Consider the following 19784-nt stretch of genomic DNA (forward strand, 5'->3'; position numbering starts at 1 on the left):
GCGGAGGTCTGGCCGATGTGGAATCTCAGCGCCCCCTGGTGGGAATTCGTCCTGCGCGGACTGATCGTCTACGGCAGCCTGCTGGTGCTGCTGCGGCTCTCGGGCAAGCGCCAGATCGGGCAGCTGACCTCGCTCGACCTGGTGCTGCTGCTGGTGCTGTCCAACGCGGTGCAGAATTCGATGAACGCCGGCGACAACTCCGTCACCGCCGGCCTGATCCTGGCGGTGACGCTGATCGGCGCCAACCTCCTGCTGGCCTGGCTGAGCTGGCGCAGCCGGCGCTTCGAGAACGTGGTGGAGGGCCGCCCGCAGGTGCTGATCCACGAAGGGCAGATCTATCCCGACGTGATGAAGAACGCCCTCATCAGCCGCGACGACCTGCACAAGGCGCTGCGCCATGCCGGCTGCGAGCGCGTGGCGGATGTGCATTTCGCCATTCTCGAGAACGACGGCACCATCAGCGTGATGGTGAGGAAGGACGCGCCCGCCACGCCGCGCGACGCGGCCACCTCGCTGTGGCGCACCCCCATCAACAACGATAGCGACGCGCCGATCTGAAGCCGGCGCCAGCAGTCCCGCCCCCAGGAGCCATGCCGTGGCAGTCAGCGTCTTCGATCTGTTCAAGGTGGGCATCGGCCCGTCCAGTTCGCACACCGTCGGCCCGATGCGCGCGGCGCTGATGTTCGCCCAGGGGCTGGCGCGCGACGGCCTGCTGCCGCGCGTGGCCAGCGTGCGCGTCGAGCTGTACGGCTCGCTCGGCGCCACCGGGCGCGGCCACGGCACCGACCGCGGCGTCATCCTCGGCCTGCTGGGCGAGACGCCCGACGGGGTCGATCCCGACACCATCGAGCAGCGCCTGACCGCGCTGCGCGCGGCGCGCACGCTGGCGCTGCTGGGCACGCACCCGGTGCCGTTCGTGGAGAAGGAGCACATCGTCTTCTACCGGCGCGAGGCGCTGGCCGAGCATCCCAACGGCATGAAGTTCCATGCCTTCGACGCGGCCGGGCAGCCGCTGCGCGAGGGGCGCTACCTGTCGGTGGGCGGCGGCTTCGTGGTCACGGCCGGCGCCGCCAACACGCACATCCTCGACGCCGACCGGCAGTTGCCGCACCCGTTTCGCAGCGGGCGCGCCATGCTGGAGATGGCCGCCGCCAGCGGCAAGAGCATCGCGCGCCTGATGATGGAGAACGAATGCGCGTGGCGCAGCGAAGCCGAGGTCAACGCCGGGCTGCTGCGCATCTGGGCGGTGATGCAGGCGTGCGTGGCGCGCGGCTGCCGCACCGACGGCGAGCTGCCCGGCCCGTTCAGGGTCCGGCGGCGCGCGCCCGAGCTGTTCCGCAACCTGACCGAGCACGCCGAGCGCGCGCTGGCCGATCCGCTCTCGGTGATGGACTGGGTCAACCTGTACGCGATCGCCGTCAACGAGGAAAACGCCGCCGGCGGGCGCGTGGTGACGGCGCCCACCAACGGCGCGGCCGGCATCATCCCGGCGGTGCTGCACTACTACGACCGCTTCGTGCCGGGCGCCAGCCCGCAGGGCGTGATCGATTTCCTGCTGACCGCCGGCGCGATCGGCATGCTGTACAAGCTCAACGCCTCCATTTCCGGCGCCGAGGTCGGCTGCCAGGGCGAGGTCGGCGTGGCCTGCTCGATGGCCGCCGGGGCGCTGGCCGCGGTGATGGGCGGCACGCCCGGGCAGGTGGAGAACGCCGCCGAGATCGGCATGGAGCACAACCTCGGGCTGACCTGCGACCCGGTCGGCGGGCTGGTGCAGATCCCGTGCATCGAGCGCAACGCGATGGCCTCGGTCAAGGCCGTCAACGCCGCGCGCATGGCGCTGCGCGGCGACGGCGAGCACTATGTGTCGCTCGACTCGGTCATCAAGACCATGCGCGAGACCGGCGCCGACATGAAGACCAAGTACAAGGAAACGGCGCGCGGCGGGCTAGCGGTGAACATCGTGGAGTGCTGAGGCGCGCGCGTCGCCCGTGGCAAGCCGAACCGGCGCTTTCTGCTACGCTAGCCCGGCTACACCATCACGACGCGCCACGCGCGCCACAACGGAGACCCGGCATGATCAAGATCAGCATCCTCTATCCGTACCGCAAGGACGGCAGGTTCGATTTCGACTACTACCGCGCGCGCCACATGCCGCGCGTGGCCGAGCTGTACGGCGCCCAGCCCGGCTACCGCGGCGTGGCGGTGGAGCGCGGCCTGGGTGGCGGCGCGCCGGGCTCCGACCCGGCCTACACGGCGATGTGCCACATCCTGTTCGATTCGCTGCCCGAGTTCGCGGCGGCCTCCAGGGCGGCGGGCAAGGAACTGCAGCAGGACATCCCCAACTACACCGACGCGGTGCCGGTGGTGCAGGTCAGCGAAGTGGTGGAAATCGGCTGACGACCGGCAAGAATGGCGCCGCGCGCGCGTGCCGCGGCGCTATCATGCGAGCAAACCACCGACCGGGCGGGCCGCCATGCAGACTTTCCACCAGTTGTTCGACGAGACCTCGTCGACCTACACCTACCTGCTGATCGACGCCGCCACGCGCGAGGCGCTGCTGATCGACCCGGTCGACCGCCAGCTCGCGCGCGACCTGGCCTGCCTGCAGGCCAGCGGCGCCAGGCTGGAATGGGTGGTGGAAACCCATGCCCATGCCGACCACATCACCTCGGCCGGCCACCTCGCGCAGCAGACCGGCGCGCGCACCGCGGCGCCCTCGGGCTGCGACATCCGCCCCGCGCAGATGCAGCTGATCGACGGCGACACGCTGCGGTTCGGCACCCAGGTGCTGCGCGCGATCCACACGCCCGGGCACACCGCCGGCAGCATGAGCTACCTGTGGGAAGAGCCCACGCCGGCGGGCACCGTGCGCCGCGTCTTCACCGGCGACGCGCTGCTGATCGACGGCTGCGGCCGCACCGACTTCCAGTCCGGCGACGCCGGCACGCTGTACGACAGCCTTACGCGCAAGCTCTTCACGCTGCCGGACGACACCCTGGTCTATCCCGCCCACGACTACAAGGGCCGCACCGAATCCACCATCGGCCACGAGCGCGCGCACAACAGCCGCGTGGCCGGCCGCACGCGCGCCCAGTTCATCGAGATCATGGGCCAGCTCATGCTGCCCAGGCCCAGGCTGATGGACGTGGCCGTGCCCGCCAACCAGCGGCTCGGGCTGCGCGACGGCGAGCAGGTGCCGCACGGGGCCTAGCGGCAGGCGGCGCGGGCCAGGCCCGGAAGGCGGAAGAAGGAAGGCGGAGGGCAGAACGCGCGGCGGCTCAGCCCGCCCAGCTGTCGCAGGTCTGGCGCACGGTCTCGCGCAGGCTGCGCGTGTCGGCGTCGATCTGGCGCACGCGCTCGGCGTCGCCGTCGCGGCTGCGCGCCAGCGCGCGGATATTGGCCAGCGCGTCGAGCGAGCCGAGCGCCTCGGCGTGCGGCACCAGCGCGTCGCAGATCGACACGATGTGATCGGCGATGGGCATGCGCGTGAGCTCGTTGGGATGCACGTACTCGCCTTCGAGGCCGAAGCGGCACGCCTGGAAGCGGTTGAAGGTGTAGACCAGGTAATCGTCTTCCTGCGGCATGAACGGGCGCGACAGCAGCAGGTAGCGCGCCAGCGCCTGGATGTAGGCGGCCACGTCGCAGGCGCGCTGCACGGTCAGCGGCGTGTCCATCACGCGGACCTCGATGGTGCCGAATTCCGGCTTGGGGCGGATGTCCCAGTAAAAGTCCTTCATGCTTTCGATCACGCCGGTCTTGCGCATCTTCTCGAAGTAGGCGGTGAACGCATCCCAGGTCAGCAGGTGCGGCGCGCGCCCGCTCATGGGGAAGGCCGCGACCGAGTTCAGCCGCGCCGAGGCGAAGCCGGTGTCCACGCCCTGCACGAACGGCGACGACGCGGCCAGCGCGATGAAGTGCGGCACGTAGCGGCCGATGGCGTGCAGCAGGAACAGCGACTCGTCGGCGCTCGGGCAGCCGATGTGCACGTGCTGGCCGAACACGGTGAACTGCTTGGCGAGGTAGCCGTACAGCTCGGAGATGTACTGGTAGCGCGGCGAGTCGGAGATGGTGCGGTCGGCCCACTGCTGGAACGGGTGCGTGCCGCCGCCGCAGATGCCGAGGTTGAGCGAGCGCGAGGCGTCCACCATCAGGTCGCGCATGGTGCCGAGCTCGTCCAGCGCCTGGGCGTAGCTGTGGCAGATGCCGGTGCTGATCTCGATCATCGACGGGCTGATCTCGGGCTTGATGTCGCCGGCGTGCTGGGCGCCCTTGAGCGCGCGCAGCAGGTCCGGCGCGAACGGCGCCAGGTCATAGTCGTGGCGGTTGACCAGTTGCAACTCCAGCTCCACGCCGAAGGTCAGCGCCTCGGAGTGCTTGAACGGTTCGAGTGACATCAGCGCCCTCCTCCATTGCCTCTGACCTCGCCCGCATAGCGAAGTGCCCAGGCGGCCACGGCGGGCCCCAGCAACTGCTCGATCGCCAGCGTGCACAGGATGATGGCGGCCAGCGGCTCGCCGGTGGCGGGATAGAGCCGCGCCACGTCGCTCATCAGCAGGTAGGCCAGGCCCGACATCGGCGCCAGCGCCAGGCCCAGCGCCACGCACTGGCGCAGGCTCAGGCCCGAGAACGACCCCAGCGAGGCCACGCCGGCCAGCTTGGCGAGGTGGCGCAGCAGCACCAGCGCCACCGCGGCGCCGCCGCCGATGGCCCAGTCGTGCGCGGTCAGCGGCAGGCCCAGCGACACCACCATGACGATGATGAGCAGGCTGCCGGCGCTGCCGAAGTGCGCCGGCCACACGCGCGGCTGGCTGTCCTGGTGCTTGAACACCACGCCGGCCAGCATCAGCGTGAGCGGCATCGACAGCTTGAGCACGCGCGTGAGCGCCAGCGTGAACAGCACCAGCCCCACCAGCACCAGGAAGCTGTAGTGGTCGTCCGAGGCCATGCGCGCGTAGATGGCGTGGCCGAGCTTGCCCACCGCCCAGGCCAGCAGGCACGAACCCACCAGCAGGTAGAGCGGATGCAGCAGCGCGGCCCCCAGGTTGCCGTACTCCGAATGCAGCCAGCCGGTGGCGACCTGCACGATGGCCGCGGCATAGATGCTGTTGAGCGCGGCCATCGCCAGCAGCCGCTCGGTCACTTGCCCGTCGGCGCGCAGTTCGTTCTTCAGCTGCAGCACGATGGTCGGCGAGGTGCTGACCGCGATGCCGCCGGCCAGGATGGCCACCGCCGGCGTCACGCCCATCCATTGCAGCACGGCCGCCACCAGCCCCCAGGTCAGCAGGCTCTCGAAGGCGCTGGTAAACAGCAGCCAGCGATTGGCGCGCAGCCACGTCAGCGACAGGCGGTGGCCCAGCTCGAACAGCGCCAGCGCGAGCGCCATGTCGATCAGGATGCGCGTCTGGGCGATCATGTCGTCGGTGACGATGCCGCGCCCGAGCATGCCCGCGAGCAGCCCGGTGGCGGCATAACCGACGATGCGCGGCAGCCGCAGGTAGCCGCGGCACACCTCGCCCGCCAGGCCCGCCCCGACCAGCGCCAGCCCGACCCAGAACAGTCCGCCCGGTGCCAGCGGCAGGCTTGGAAACAATTGGCTCAGTCCATTCATGGGTGACATGGTAACGGAGCGCCATGACATTCCGTGTCAGAGTTTGTCCGACAGGGCACGTAAGTTGCAGGGAACGTGATGCGTTCATGCATAAAAAAACGCCATCTGGCGGGATGGCGTTTTTTGGAGCGTCCTGCGGGCAGCCCGCTACACCCCCCAGAACTTCCACGCCGGCCGCGTGGCGCGCAGGCCGGTTTCCATGCGCGCGTACTGCGCGCGCGTGCGGCCCTGCGCCGCGCCGGCCGCGCGGGCCTTGTCGAAATAGGCCAGCGCGGTCTCGCGCTGCGCCAGCCCGAGCGCGGCCTCGACCGCGCCGAGCCAGGCCTCGCCGTCCCAGCGGTCGCGCGCGGCGAAGGCCGCCTCGAAATCCGCCAGCGCCTCGGCGTGCAGCTTGTCGCCGTTGCGGATCAGCGCGCGCTGCACGCGCGGCAGGGCCTGGTCCCACGGATCGCCCTCGGTCAGCACGATGGCCTGCTCGAACAGCGGCAGCGCGCGCTCGGGCGTGCCGAGGTCGCGCCACACCAGGCCGAACGCGTTGTACAGCCAGGCGTCCTCGATCAGCAACGCGCGCCGCTGCAGGGCTTCGATCTCGGCCAGCGCGTCGGTGCGGTCGTGCTGGTCCATGCTGGCGGTGCCGTTGCGCAGCAGGCCGGCGAAATGCGCGCGCGCGTGGGCCAGCGCGTGGGCGGCCTGGCTGCGCTCTTCCACCGGCAGCGCGTCGGCGCGGGCATCCATGTGGGCCAGCGCGTCGCGCGCCGCCGACGTCACCTCGATGCCGCCGATGCCCTTCCAGGCATCCATCAGGCGGCTGAACACCCAGCCCACGTTGGCCGGGTCGCGCTCGAGCGGGTAGCGGTTGAGCACGTCGCCGGCCACTTCCACCGCCTTGGCGTGCTGGCCGCCGGCCACCAGGCCGTCGAGCAGGTCGATCCAGTGCTCGATGAACTCGCTCGCCGCGATGCCTTTCTCGTGCAGCGCGATGCGCTCGGCGCGCTGGTCGGCGCCGTCGAGCCGCTGCGCGAGGTTGTGGCACAGCATCGAGTACAGGTGCGGGTCGGCGTCGTCGTAGCCGCCCTCGCCGCTGGCGAAATACCGCTCGAAGCGCGCCAGGCCGAGCCGGTAGGCATTGACCACGTGCGGCGCCAGCGCCGCCTCGGCGGCCGGCACGGCGTCGATGAACTCGGCCAGCGCCACGCCGGCGTGGTAATAGCCGGCCGCGTCGGTGGCGTTCTGCGCGAAGGCGAAGCGCGTCCACGGCTGGTCCTCGCCGGCCTGGTGGCGCCATTCCAGCTCGCGCACCTGGGCCTTGGGGTCCGGCGCCTGGCGCTGGTAGGTGGCGAGGTCATCCCATGCGCCGTCGAGCTCGCCGGCGCGGTAGCGCAGCGGCGCGCGGATGCGGCGCGCGTGCGGGTGGTCCGGGCGGGCGGCCAGCACGATGCCGGCCTGCTCGGCGGCGAACGCGTCGCCGGCGGCTTCGTCGAGCTCGAGCAGGTCGGGGTTGTCCAGCCCGATGCGCGCCAGGCACAGGCGCAGCATCGGCTCGGCCCGCTCGCCGGCGGCGTTCACGTGGGCCGCGGCCTGCGCCAGGATTTCCTCGGCGCCGAGGTCCGGCGCGCGGTACAGCAGGTCGTACCAGTAGGCGCCGGCGCCGGCGAAGTCGCCGAGCCGGTAATGCGCCAGCCCCGCATGCAGCCGCGCGCTCCACTCGCCCGAGGACAGGCCGTTGCGCAGCGCGGCCTCGTCCAGCCACGGCTGCGCTTCCTGGAAGCGCTCCATGCTCATCAGCAGCATGCCGTAGCGGTGCGCGATCATGCCGCGCGAGGACCAGCGGTGCGCGGGATGCAGGTCCAGCCCGGGCAGCCTGGCCAGCGCCGCGTCGAGCACGGCGAAGGCCTGCGGGGCGTCGCCGCGGTCGAAGTGCAGGCGCGCCCGCAGGCAGTCGAAATCCACCACCTGCGGCTGCGCCTGCGAGAGCTGGTCGAGAATGACCAGCGCCTCGTCGTAGCGCTCGGCATTGGCTAGCTCGATGGCGTGGTCGTAACTGACTTCCTGCACGGACACGGACAGCTCCTTCTGGGGTGGCATGGGCGAGTGCGGGATTATGCGCCATGCGCGGGTTTCCCGGTCCGCAGTGGAAGGGGGCCTTCCCGGCCTGTTTTCGCGGCGGCCAGGCCGGCGCGGGGAGCCCGGCGCGGCCGCCTGCCCCATTCAGGTGCGCCGGGCCGGCTTGGCCGACTTGACCGACTTGATGGGCCGGCCGGCGCCGCGCAGGTCCGACCATTCGAACAGGCAGGCCAGCAGCAGGTAGACGCAGGCCACCGCCTCGGCGCGGAACAGCGGCGTGGTTTCCGCGTGCACCGGCAGCGCGCCGGCCACGCTGCACAGGACCAGCAGCAGCGCCAGCCACCAGCCCTTGAGGCGGCCGTCGAGAATGGGATCGGCGCCGAACACGGCGGCGTTGAACCACAACCAGGCGACCGCCGCCAGCCACGGCTCGGCCGACAGGTCCCACCGCATCTGCGCGGCCAGCAGCGCGGCGCCCGCGGCCAGCGCCGCGCACTGGCCCTGCAGCAGGCGCGCGCGGTGGCGCTGGCGCAGCCACGCGCGCGTGGGCAGCACCAGCGACAGGTTGGCGCAGGCCAGCAGCAGGCCGAGCGGAAACGCCAGCGCGTACGCGAACGGCGCGAACAGCAGCACCGCCAGCACCACGTACATGCCGCCGATGGTCAGCGCGCCGCCCACGCCGATGCGCTGCAGCGCCGGCAGGTAGAGCAGCGCGAAGGCCAGCAGCAGCGCATACAGCTCGGCGCCGACGAACCAGCCGTAGAGCCGCGGCAGCGTGCCCGCGAACATGGCGAACGCGCCGATCACGGCATGGAGGCCGAACCAGCTCCACTGCACGCCGGGCCGCGCGCGCCAGCGCGCCAGCCGCTGCGTGACGGCCTGCTGCCAGCACCGCACGTACCAGATCCACAGCAGCATCGGCGCCGCCAGCACGGCGCCGCAGGTGCCCAGCGCCAGCCACGGCGACACCGCGCCGCGCCCGGCGCGCTCCTCGTGCATGACCAGGATCATCAGCGCCACGCTGGCCGCGATGGCGCCGATCCACAGCGCGTGGAACAACTGGCCCCACGACAGCAGCGGGCGCGACACCGCCGCCTCCCACGCCGCCAGCACCGCGCCGTCGAAGTGGAAATGGCGCGTCTCGGGCGTCTTCCAGCGCAACTGCTCCAGCAGCGCGCGCATGTCCCTGACGAAGGCGCCGCTCATCAGCATGCGCCAGCCGGCGCGGGCCGGCGGCGGCGCCAGCAGCGCCCGCGCCGCCGCCGAGCCCCTGGCGTAGGTGCGGAAGAAGCTGAACTGCCGGTCGGCCAGCGCGCGGGCGACGACGTGCCGGGTCAGCGCGCCGTCGCGCCGCGCCAGATGGGCCGACTCCGCTTCCCAGCCGAAACCCTCGAACAGCGCCGCGCGCGCCGCCGGGCTGGCGTCGTCGCGCGCGCAGTAGCGCAGCGCCAGCCACTCGAAGCGGTCGCGCGCCTCGATGCTGACGAAGGCGTCGTCCCGCAGGCAGCGTTGCAGCGCCTCGGCCACCGGCAGCGACTGCGCGGCCAGCTCGCCGCGGTCGGGGCCGGCGTGGCTGCCGGCGGGAGCGTCCGGCGGCGGCGGCGGGAAACTGGCGGCCAGGCGCGCCCACATCGCCTGCGCGAGTTCGGCGGGGTCGGGTAGCGCGGACTGCGGCGCCGGCAGCGGCGGCAAAGCGATGGCCGGCAGGCTGCCGCGCACCGGCGAGGCGGCCTTGACCAGCGGCGACGGTGGCGATGATGGCGACGACGGCGGCGCGGCCCCGGCCTGCGGCGGGCGCGACTCCGGCGTGCCGTCCGGCGCCGGGCCGGCGGTATCGGGCGTGCCGGCGGCGTCCGCGGCTGCTTCGTCCTGCGCGTGATGGCGCGCCCATTCCAGCGCGAACTCGTAGGCGGCGCGCAGCGCCTGGAAGGCCTCGGCGTCGTCGTCGGGGCGCGTGACCTTGAGGCGGGCGGCGTAGGCGGAGCGGATGCGGCGCGCATCGGTGGTCGGCGCCAGTTGCAGGACTTGCCAGTGCATGGAGCGGAGAGCGGAGAAGGTACGCGGGCGAATGTGCGGACGGATATGCGGGCCGGTCAGTCCCAGAGCTGGGTGTCGAGCGAGTCGAGCAGGCGCCGGATGGGCGCGCGCAGCGCGCGGATGCGCTCGCCGTCCTGCGCTTCCAGCGCGGCCTGGAACTGCGCCAGCGCGCCGCTGATCTGCTCGCGCTCGTGGCCCAGGCACTGCTGGTAGAGGCGGTCGGCGCGCGCCACCAGCTGCGCATTCTCGGCCTGGTCGCGCGGGTGGATCTTGATCTCGGCGAGCGCGGCCAGGCGCTCGGCCACTTCCTCGTCGCTCAGCACGCCGGGGTTTTCCTGGATCACGATGCGGTGCGCGGTGTTGGTGGCCACCACGGTGGCCTGCACTTCGAGGATGCCGTTGACGTCGTAGGTGAAGCGCACGTCCACGCCGGACTCGGCGGCGCTCAGGCGCGGCAGCGGCACGGCGATCTCGCCGAGGAAGACGTTCTCGGCCACCATCCGCCCCTCGCCCTGGAACACGCGCAGGGCCAGCACTTCCTGCTTGTCGGCAAGCGGGTGGATGCGCTCGACGCGGCTCACCGGCACCACCGAGTTGCGGTCGATCACGGGCTGGTAATGGCCGTGCGTGAACCCCTCCGGGCCGACCCGCCGGCTGGTCTCGATGCCCAGCGAGTACGGCGCGACGTCGGTCATGACGACTTCGTCGAGCGCCGCGTCGCGCGCCTTCAGGCCGGCCTGCACGGCCGCGCCGAGCGCCACCACTTCGTCGGGATGCAGCTCGGTGACGGGAAAGCGGCCGAACATGCGGCTCACCAGCCGGCGCACCAGCGGCATGCGGGTGGCGCCGCCGGCCAGCACCACGCTGTCGAGCTCGGCCGGGCGGATGCGCGCGTCGCGCATGGCCTGCTCGATGGGCTTGCGCAGGCGCTCGAGCAGCGGCGCGCTGAGCTCGGCGAAGCCTTCCTGGGTCACGGCGGCGGCGAACGCGCGCTCGTCCCACTCCACCGACATGGCCACGCTGGCGGCCTCGCCGAGCGCCCGCTTGGCGCTCTCGGCGGCGTTGCGCACGCGCTCGCGCAGTGCCGCGGGCCAGCGCTCGGGCTGCTCGTCGCCGGCGAAGGCGCCGCGCGCCGCGAGGTGGGCGTCGAGGCCGCTGTCGCGGCTGAACGCGCGCATCAGCGCGCCGACGAAGTCCTCGCCGCCGAGGAAGTTGTCGCCGGCCGAGGCGCGCACCTCCATCACGTTGTCGAACAGTTCCAGCACCGAGACGTCGAAGGTGCCGCCGCCCAGGTCGAACACCAGGAAGCGGCTTTCCTGCTTCTGCTGCAGGCCGTAGGCCAGCGCCGCGGCGGTCGGCTCGTTAAGCAGGCGCTCCACGCGCAGGCCGGCCAGCTCGCCGGCCACGCGCGTGGCGCGGCGCTGGGCGTCGCTGAAATAGGCCGGCACGGTGATCACCGCCTCGTCCACCGGCGTGCCGAGCCAGGCCTCGGCGTCGGCCTTGAGCGCACGCAGCAGGAACGACGACAGTTCCTCCGGCCGGTAGCGCCGCTCGCCCAGCGCGGTGGCGCGCGCGGTGCCCATATGGCGCTTGAACAGCGCGGCGCTGTGCGCGGGATGGGTCAGCAGGCGGTCGCGCGCGGGCTCGCCGACCACGATGGCGCCGTCCTCGAGCACGCTCACGCAGGACGGCGTGAGGCGCTTGCCGAGCGAATTGGGAATGATCTGCGCGTGTCCGTCGCGCCAGACCGCGGCCAGGCTGTTGGTGGTGCCGAGGTCGATGCCGATGATGGTGTGCTTGGGTTCCATGTTCCGGTCTTGCTGGTGGCGGCGCTCCTGTGCGCAGCAAACGCAACATTAAGCGGCAATCCGGCAGGATGGAAATGGTGGCGGCACGCCATGTTGTGCCTGCGAGACATTGTGGCGGGCGCGCAAGAGCCGGGCGCGCAAGAAAAAGCGCCACCCGAAGGTGGCGCCTTGCGTGCCGGGCGGGGCAGGCTGGCTTACTTGCCGCCGACCGTCTCCAGCACGGTCCACTTGCCGCCGACCACCTTGTAGACGGTGATGCCGCCGTCCTTGAGGTCGCCGCGCGCGTCGTAGGCCAGGGTCTTGGTGGTGACGCCCTGCATGCTGGTGGCGGCCAGCACCGGCAGGTAGCGCGCCGGATCGGCCGAGCCGGCCTTGATCATGGCAGTCATCATCGCGGTGGCGCCGTCGTAGGCGTAGGGCGAGTAGGTCTGCACCTTGCCGCCGAAGCGCTTCTCGTACTTCTGCTCGTAGGCGGTGCCGCCGGGCATCTGCTCCAGCGGCAGGCCGGCCAGCGACACCACGGTGCCTTCGGCAGCCGGGCCGGCCAGCTTGAGGAAGTTGTCGGTCTTCGACATTTCGCCCGACACCAGCGGCGACTTCATGCCGAGTTCCTTGACCTGCTTGGCCATCGGCGCGGACTGGGTCTCGGCGCCGCCGTAGAAGATCACGTCCGGGCTGCTGCGCTTGATGTTGGTCAGCACGGCCTTGAAGTCCACCGCCTTGTCGTTGGTGTACTCGCGGCGCACGATCTTGCCGCCGGCGGCGCGCGCGGCCTTCTCGAACTCGTCGGCCAGGCCCTGGCCGTAGGCGGTGCGGTCGTCGACGATCGCGATGTTCTTGGCGCCGAGCTTCTTCACCACGAAGGCGCCGATCACCGAACCCTGCTGGGTGTCGGAGGTCATCATGCGGAAGGTGGTCTTGAAGCCCTGGCGGGTGTATTCGGGCGCCGTCGCCATCGCGATCTGCGGGATGCCGGCGCGGTTGTAGACCGTCGACGCCGGGATGCTGGTGCCGGAGTTGAAGTGGCCGAGCATGCCCTGGATGCCGCCGTCGACCAGCTTCTGCGCCACCACCGAGCCGGTCTTGGGATCGGCCTGGTCGTCCTCGGAAAGCAGTACGAACTTGACCTCCTTGCCGCCGATCTTCGGCTTGGTGGCGTTCATTTCCTCGATCGCGAGGACCACGCCGTTCTGCATGTCCTTGCCGTATTGCGCCTGCCCGCCGGTCATCGGCGCGGCGAAGCCGAGCTTGATTTCCTGGGCCTGGGCGAAGGCGGCCGAGCTGGCGCAGACGCCGGCGATGGACAGGGCAACGGTCAGGGCCGTCTTGTGGAAAGTCGAGTTCATCAGTTCTCCTTGGTGGCTTCAGCCTTTTGCAGCGTTTCTGGATGCGTCCGGGTGCGGCGCGAAACGCTCCCCTATTGTCATACGCGAGACCTGCGGGATCACCGCTGCCTCGCGTCCCTTCGAACGACGTCCGGCCGGTCAGCCGATCGTCATCAAACTGGCATTGCCGCCCGCCGCCGCCGTATTGACGGACAGCGAACGCTCGATCAGCAAACGCTCGATGGCCACATTCGGCTCACCGTGCGCCAGGCCCTGGACCGAGACGATCGGGCCGGGGCGCGAGGCCAGCTGCTCGCTGACCGCGCGCAGCTGGTCGGAATCGCCGTGGTGCAGCACGGCATCGAACGCGGCGTCGCCGGCGGCCCAGTCGGGCACCAGGCGGACGCGCGATTGTACTGCCTTCGGCAGCCGCGCCGACAGCGCGCGCGCGTGCGGCTCGTCCGGCCACACCGCCTGGCTGCCGGCGGCCAGCACGGCCGCCAGTTGCACCGCCAGGTCGGCCTCGTGCCGGGCCAGGCACAGCACCGCGGCGCGCGGCAGCAGCGTGTAGGTGTTGCGCTCGCCGGTGGGGCCCGGCAGCGTCACCGACAGGCCCGCCGGCGACGCCGCGGCGAAGCGCTCGCACACGGCGGCCAGGCCGGGCAGCGCGGCGCTTTCGCGCCCGGCCCATTCGCCCAGCGCCGCCAGCGCGTCGCTCACCGCGGCGCGCGTCGGGCCGGCCTCGCCCGTGCCGCCCGCCACGTCGGCGGCGCGCACCACGCGCGTGACCGCGTCCTGCGGGCAGACCGACAGCAGGCGGTGCAGGTAGAGCGGGCCGCCGGCCTTGGGGCCGGTGCCGGACAGGCCCTCGCCGCCGAACGGCTGCACGCCGACCACCGCGCCGACGATGTTGCGGTTGACGTACAGGTTGCCCACGTGGGCGCGCTCGACGATGGCGGCGATGGTCTCGTCGATGCGCGTGTGGATGCCCATCGTGAGGCCGTAGCCGGTGGCGTTGATCTGGTCCAGCAGCGCGCCCAGGGCGGTGCGCTGGTAGCGCACCACGTGCAGCACCGGGCCGAACACCTCGCGCTGCAGCTCCTCGATGCTGTCGAGCTCGATCAGCGTGGGCGGCACGAAGGTGCCGTGGCGCGTGGCGGCGTCCCCGGCCTCGCCGCGCGCGGCCTGGTGGATGCGGCGGCCCTTGGCGCGCATGGCTTCGATGTGGCGCACGATGTTGCCGCGCGCTTCCTCGTCGATGACCGGGCCGACGTCGGTGGACAGGCGGTCCGGGTTGCCCATGCCGAGCTCGTTCATGGCGCCCTTGAGCATGGCCAGCACGCGGTCGGCCACGTCTTCCTGCAGGCACAGCACGCGCAGCGCGGAGCAGCGCTGGCCGGCCGAGTCGAAGGCCGAGCCGACCACGTCGCCGACCACCTGCTCGGCCAGCGCCGAGGAGTCGACGATCATGGCGTTCTGGCCGCCGGTCTCGGCGATCAGCGGCACCAGCCGGCCGGCGGCGTCGAGGCGCCCGGCCACGCTGCGTTGCAGCAGGCGCGCCACCTCGGTGGAGCCGGTGAACATCACGCCCTTGACGCGGGCGTCGCCGACCAGCGCCGCGCCCACGGTCTCGCCGCGGCCCGGCAGCAGTTGCAGCGCGCCGGCCGGCACGCCGGCCTCGCGCAGCAGGCGCACGGCCTGCGCGGCGATCAGCGGGGTCTGCTCGGCGGGCTTGGCCAGCACGGTGTTGCCGGCGGCCAGCGCGGCCGCGACCTGGCCGGTGAAGATGGCCAGCGGGAAATTCCACGGGCTGATGCAGACCACCGGCCCGAGCGGGCGGTGGGTGTCGCCGGAGAAGGTCGCGCGCACCTGGGCGGCGTAGTAGCGCAGGAAGTCCACCGCCTCGCGCACCTCGGCGATGGCGTTGGCGAAGGTCTTGCCGGCTTCGCGCACGATGATGCCTATCAGCGACTGCATCTGCGCTTCCATCAGCTCGGCGGCGCGCTCGAGCGCGGCGGCGCGCACGTCGGCCGGCGTGGCCTGCCAGATCGGCGCGGCGTTGACGGCGGCCTGCAGCGCGGCTTCCACCTCGGCCATGCCGGCCTCGGTGACATAGCCGACGATGTCGCGCAGGTCGGCCGGGTTGCGCACCGGCGCGGGCGGGTTCGCCGGCGCGCCCGGCGCCACCTCGGCGCCGAGCAGCGGCACGGCGGCGACGCTCTCGCTGGTGCCGGCCAGCAGCGCCGACGACAGCGAGGCCAGGCGATGCTCGTTGGACAGGTCGATGCCGGCGGAATTGGCGCGCGACTCGCCGTACAGCGTGCGCGGCTGCGGGATGCGCGGGTGCGGCAGGCCGAGCGCGCCTTCCTCGGCGTTCATGCGCTCGACCACGGCGACCGGGTCGGCCACCAGTTCGTCGAGCGAGATGGTGTCGTCGGCGATGCGGTTGACGAACGAGGTGTTGGCGCCGTTTTCCAGCAGGCGGCGCACCAGGTAGGCCAGCAGCGTCTCGTGCGTGCCGACCGGCGCGTAGATGCGGCACGGGCGGTTGTACTTGCCGTCGGCCAGCGGCCCGACCACCTGGTCGTAGAGCGGCTCGCCCATGCCGTGCAGGCACTGGAACTCGTACTGGCCGGGATAGTAGTTGTGGCCGGCGATCTGGTAGATGGCCGCCAGCGTGTGCGCGTTGTGGGTGGCGAACTGCGGGTAGATCGCGTCCGGCACCGACAGCAGCTTGCGCGCGCAGGCCACGTAGGACACGTCGGTGTAGACCTTGCGCGTGTAGACCGGGTAGCCCTCCAGGCCGTCGACCTGGGCGCGCTTGATCTCGCTGTCCCAGTAGGCGCCCTTGACCAGGCGGATCATCAGGCGGTGGCGGCTGCGGCGGGCCAGGTCGATCAGGTAGTCGATCACGAACGGGCAGCGCTTCTGGTAGCCCTGCACCACGAAGCCGACGCCGTTCCAGCCGGCCAGCTCGGGCTCGAAGCACAGGCGCTCGAGCAGGTCCAGCGAGATCTCGAGGCGGTCGGCTTCCTCGGCGTCGATGTTGATGCCGATGTCGTAGCGGCGCGCCAGCAGCGTGAGCGACTTGAGGCGGCCGTACAGCTCGCCGACCACGCGCTCGTGCTGGGCGCGGCTGTAGCGCGGGTGCAGCGCCGAGAGCTTGATCGAGATGCCGGGGCCTTCGTAGATGCCGCGCCCGCGCGAGGCCTGGCCGATGGCGTGGATGGCCTGCTCGTAGGAGGCCAGGTAACGCACGGCATCTTCCTCGGTCATGGCGGCTTCGCCGAGCATGTCGTAGGAGTAGCGGAAGCCTTCGGCCTCGTACTTGCGCGCGTTGGCGAGCGCCTCGGAGATGGTCTCGCCGGTGACGAACTGCTCGCCCATCAGGCGCATGGCCATGTCCACGCCCTTGCGGATGAGCGGCTCGCCGCCCTTGCCGATGATGCGGGTCAGGGCCTTGGAGAGGCCGGCCTCGGTGTGGGTGGCGACCAGCCGGCCGGTCAGCAGCAGGCCCCAGGTGGCGGCGTTGACGAACAGCGACGGGCTCTGGCCCAGGTGCGACTGCCAGTTGGCGCCGCTGATCTTGTCACGGATCAGCGCGTCGCGCGTGGCCTTGTCCGGGATGCGCAGCAGCGCCTCGGCCAGGCACATCAGCGCCACGCCTTCCTGCGACGACAGCGAGAACTCCTGGATCAGGCCCTGCACCAGCCCTTCGCGGCCGGTGCCGACCTTGCGCTCGCGCAGCCGGGTGGCCAGCGTGCGGGCCATGTCCAGCGCGGCCCCGGCCTGCGCCTGCGGCAGCCGGGCCTGCTCCAGCAGCACCGGCACGCACTCGGTCTCGGGGCGGCGGTAGGCGGCGGTGATGGCCGCGCGCAGCACGGACTGCGGCTGCACGCTCTGGGCGAACTCGAGGAAGGGCTGCGGCGCGCCTTCGGTGGCGGCGGCGTCGAAGCCGTCCGCGCCGTCGGCCGCGCCCTCGGCGGGGCTGCCGGCGGCGCCGGCTTCGGCGGGCTGCTGGCCACGCTCGACCTGCTCCAGGTAGGTGAAGATGGCTTGCTTGATGAGCCAGTGCGGCGTGCGGTCGATCGACTGGGCGACGCGCTTGAGGCGCTCGCGGGCGGCGTCGTCGAGCTTGACGCCGAGGGTGGTGGTGGCCATGCGCTTGATTCTCCGAAGGATGCGGATGCAAGGCGCCGAAACTCCCGGAACGCCCGCGGGTTGGCGCGATCATACTCCCGGGGAAAGCAAAGGTGCAACTAAGTACAACCACCAGCCATAAACCGGGTCATGGGTTGCACCAACTCCGTGCCGCAAGCGCCGCCGCGGTGCCGTTCAGATCCGCAGCGGGTCGATCTCCAGTTGCCACCTCACGCCCTTGGCGTCGGCCAGCGCGTCGCCGAAAGTCCGTACCCACTCGCTGACAAACCGTTGCAGCGCCGCGCGCGAGGTGCTTTCCACCAGCATCTGCGCGCGCTCGCGGTTGGCCACGCGCACCATCGACATCGGCACCGGGTCGTGGAGTTGCACCTCGGGCGCCATGCGGCCGGCGTCGGCGCGGTCGCGCGCGCTCTGCAGGAAGGCCAGCGCGCGCTCCAGCTGGGCGTGTTCCGCCGTGACCAGCACCTGGTAGGCGAACGGGGGCAACCCGGCCTGGCGCCGCTCGCGCAGCTGCGCGGCCGCGAATCCATCATAGTCATGGCGCACCAGCGCCTGCAATGCCGAAGCGTCCGGGTAGCGGGTCTGGATCAGCACCTCGCCGGCCAGCCCGGCGCGCCCGGCGCGCCCGGCGACCTGCATCAGCGAGGCGAACAGGTGCTCGGCGGCGCGGAAGTCGTGGCTGAACATGGCGGCGTCCGGGTGGACGATGCCGACCAGCGTGACGCGCTGGAAGTCGTGGCCCTTGGCCACCATCTGCGTGCCGACCAGGATGTCGACCTCGCCGGCGTGGACCTCGTCGAACATGGCCTGCGCGCTGCCCTTGCGGCGCGTGGAGTCGGCGTCGATGCGGGCGATGCGGGCCTGCGGGAAGCGCGCCGCCAGCGCTTCCTCGATGCGCTGCGTGCCGCGTCCGAGCGGCGCGATGTCCACGTCGCCGCAGTCCGGGCAGTGATGGGGCACCGGCGCCTCCAGCCCGCAATGGTGGCAGCGCAGCCGGCGCTCGGGCCGGTGCAGCACCAGGTAGGCCGAGCAGCGCGGGCAGCCCGACAGCCAGCCGCAGCTGCCGCACGCCAGCACCGGGGCGTAGCCGCGCCGGTTGAGGAACAGCAGGCTCTGCTCGCCGCGCGCCAGGCGCGCCTCGATGGCGCTCAGCAGCGGCACCGAGAGCCCTTCGTAGAGCGCGCGCTGGCGCTGGCGCTCCTGGTTCAGGTCGACCAGGCGCACGGTGGGCAGCGCCGCGTCGGCCTGGGCGCGCTCGCGCAGCACCAGCTTGCGGTAGGCGCCCTGCTCGGCGCGCCACCACGATTCCATCGACGGCGTGGCCGAGCCCAGCACCACCGGGATGCCGAGCTGCTTGGCGCGCCACACCGACAGGTCGCGCGCGGAGTAGCGCAGGCCTTCCTGCTGCTTGTAGGAGGTGTCGTGCTCCTCGTCGACCACCACCAGCGCGAGGTGCGGCAGCGAGGCCATCACCGCCATGCGCGTGCCGAGCACGATGCGCGCCTCGCCGCGGTGGGCGGCCAGCCATTGCAGCGTGCGCTCCTGGTCGGCCAGGCCGCTGTGCAGCACCGCCAGCGGCAGGTGCGGGAAGCGCGCGGCGATGCGGCCCTGCAGCTGCGGCGTGAGGTTGATTTCGGGCACCAGCATCAGCACCTGGGCGCGCGGGTCGCGCGCCAGCACCTCGGCCATCGCGTGCAGGTAGACCTCGGTCTTGCCGCTGCCGGTCACGCCGTGCAGCAGGAACGGGGCAAAACCCCGCGCCTGGCCGATCGCCTCCACGGCGGCGCGCTGCTCCTCGTGCAGCGGCGGCGCGGCCGAGGGCGCGGCATCCGGCGCGACCGCCAGCAGCGGCTGGTCGGCAGCCTCCGCGCCGATCCAGCCGGCCGCCAGCCACTCGGCCAGGCGGGCCGGCGCGGCGCTGCAAAGGGTACGCGCCGCGGCGGCGGAGACCGCCCCGCCCTGCTCACCGGCCGCCGCCAGCGCCTGGGCCAGCGCCAGCACCGTGCGCGCGCGCGCCGGCACCGCGGCCAGCAGCGCCGCCGCCTGGCCCGGCACCACGCGGTAATGCTCGCTGCGCGCGCGCAGCGCCAGGCGCGGCCAGCTCTCGGCCTCGCGCAGGCCTGGCGGCAGCGCCGGCAGCATGACTTCGCCGAGGCAGCGGTGGTAGTAGAGCGCGGCGAAGCGGGCCAGCGCGATCCAGTGCGCGCCCAGCGGCGGCAGCCAGTCCAGCCGCTGCGCGACCGGGCGCAGGCGCTCCGGCGGCACGTCCGACCGGGTGGCGCGCATGACGGCCACGCCGACCAGCAGGCGGCGGCCGAACGGCACGGTGACGAGGTCGCCCGGCTGCACCTCGGGCGGAGCGAGATAGTCGAAGACGTCGTCGGCGGGTGTATCTAGCGCCACCCGCACGACGGCCAGCGGCGCGGCGTCCGCGTCCTCCGGCATCGGCGTCGGCGTCGGCGCGGCGGCGCCGGGATGCGCGGGCGCGTTCACGATGCCGCTCCGGCACGCAGCACTGGGTACGGCCCAGAATGGGGCAGCGGCGCGGACGGGCCGGCCCAATGCAAGTGCAGGACAGGGCCGGGCCGCATGCCGGACAAATTGAGTGTGCGGCGCAACATCAACTTAAAGTAACGCTTCAAATGTGCCCCTAAGTCGATGATAGATGGCCGCTTTTCCCGCTTGCGCACAGTGCCTGTGGATAACTTTGTTGAAAACTCGTCCGGCGTTCCCGCCAAGCCCCGTAAATCAAGGCTCCCACGGGCATTCGGCCGCGCACTT

General features: G+C 72.0%; 12 protein-coding genes. 4 read left to right on the forward strand and 8 right to left on the reverse strand.

Annotation, left to right across the window (positions count from 1 at the left end; all coding sequences use genetic code 11):
• The first annotated feature begins 15 nt into the window (after window positions 1-15).
• The 4 genes from ACWTPI_RS19190 to ACWTPI_RS19205 all read left to right on the forward strand — a co-directional run bounded on the left by ACWTPI_RS19190 (window position 16) and on the right by ACWTPI_RS19205 (window position 3211).
• Window positions 16-558 carry a DUF421 domain-containing protein gene (locus tag ACWTPI_RS19190; protein ID WP_020200436.1) on the forward strand — a complete coding sequence of 181 codons (543 nt, stop codon included), beginning with the start codon at window positions 16-18 and terminating at the stop codon, window positions 556-558.
• A 37-nt stretch (window positions 559-595) separates the two neighbouring features.
• Window positions 596-1972: an L-serine ammonia-lyase gene (locus ACWTPI_RS19195; protein WP_454732359.1), complete on the forward strand. Its 1377-nt coding sequence runs from the start codon at window positions 596-598 to the stop codon at window positions 1970-1972.
• Window positions 1973-2073: 101 nt separating this feature from the next.
• Window positions 2074-2397, forward strand: coding sequence for an EthD family reductase (locus ACWTPI_RS19200; protein ID WP_020200438.1), 324 nt, complete (start codon window positions 2074-2076; stop codon window positions 2395-2397).
• Window positions 2398-2473: 76 nt separating this feature from the next.
• Complete coding sequence (locus tag ACWTPI_RS19205; protein WP_020200439.1) at window positions 2474-3211, forward strand: MBL fold metallo-hydrolase; 738 nt, start codon at window positions 2474-2476, stop codon at window positions 3209-3211.
• A gap of 67 nt (window positions 3212-3278) precedes the next feature.
• Here the strand turns inward: ACWTPI_RS19205 and ACWTPI_RS19210 are convergent, their stop codons facing one another.
• The 8 genes from ACWTPI_RS19210 to ACWTPI_RS19245 all read right to left on the reverse strand — a co-directional run bounded on the left by ACWTPI_RS19210 (window position 3279) and on the right by ACWTPI_RS19245 (window position 19448).
• Window positions 3279-4394 carry a YbdK family carboxylate-amine ligase gene (locus ACWTPI_RS19210; protein WP_020200440.1) on the reverse strand — a complete coding sequence of 372 codons (1116 nt, stop codon included), beginning with the start codon at window positions 4392-4394 and terminating at the stop codon, window positions 3279-3281.
• Window positions 4394-5617 carry a cation:proton antiporter gene (locus ACWTPI_RS19215; RefSeq protein WP_454732360.1) on the reverse strand — a complete coding sequence of 408 codons (1224 nt, stop codon included), beginning with the start codon at window positions 5615-5617 and terminating at the stop codon, window positions 4394-4396. The genes ACWTPI_RS19210 and ACWTPI_RS19215 overlap by 1 nt, the downstream gene beginning before the upstream one ends.
• Before the next feature lie 138 nt (window positions 5618-5755).
• A complete protein-coding gene (locus tag ACWTPI_RS19220; RefSeq protein WP_454732503.1) occupies window positions 5756-7669 on the reverse strand; it encodes a tetratricopeptide repeat protein in 1914 nt (637 codons plus the stop codon).
• A gap of 147 nt (window positions 7670-7816) precedes the next feature.
• Window positions 7817-9709, reverse strand: a complete 1893-nt coding sequence (locus tag ACWTPI_RS19225; RefSeq protein ID WP_454732361.1) for a hypothetical protein — start codon at window positions 9707-9709, stop codon at window positions 7817-7819.
• Between the two features lie 56 nt (window positions 9710-9765).
• Window positions 9766-11517: an Hsp70 family protein gene (locus ACWTPI_RS19230; RefSeq protein ID WP_059410912.1), complete on the reverse strand. Its 1752-nt coding sequence runs from the start codon at window positions 11515-11517 to the stop codon at window positions 9766-9768.
• A gap of 194 nt (window positions 11518-11711) precedes the next feature.
• Window positions 11712-12863: a branched-chain amino acid ABC transporter substrate-binding protein gene (locus tag ACWTPI_RS19235; RefSeq protein WP_020200446.1), complete on the reverse strand. Its 1152-nt coding sequence runs from the start codon at window positions 12861-12863 to the stop codon at window positions 11712-11714.
• A gap of 138 nt (window positions 12864-13001) precedes the next feature.
• Window positions 13002-17003, reverse strand: a complete 4002-nt coding sequence (putA, locus tag ACWTPI_RS19240) for a trifunctional transcriptional regulator/proline dehydrogenase/L-glutamate gamma-semialdehyde dehydrogenase (protein WP_454732362.1) — start codon at window positions 17001-17003, stop codon at window positions 13002-13004.
• A gap of 174 nt (window positions 17004-17177) precedes the next feature.
• On the reverse strand, window positions 17178-19448 hold the full coding sequence (locus ACWTPI_RS19245; protein ID WP_454732504.1) for a primosomal protein N': 2271 nt from the start codon (window positions 19446-19448) through the stop codon (window positions 17178-17180).
• Window positions 19449-19784: the final 336 nt, after the last annotated feature.

The organism is Cupriavidus ulmosensis, from assembly GCF_977008105.1.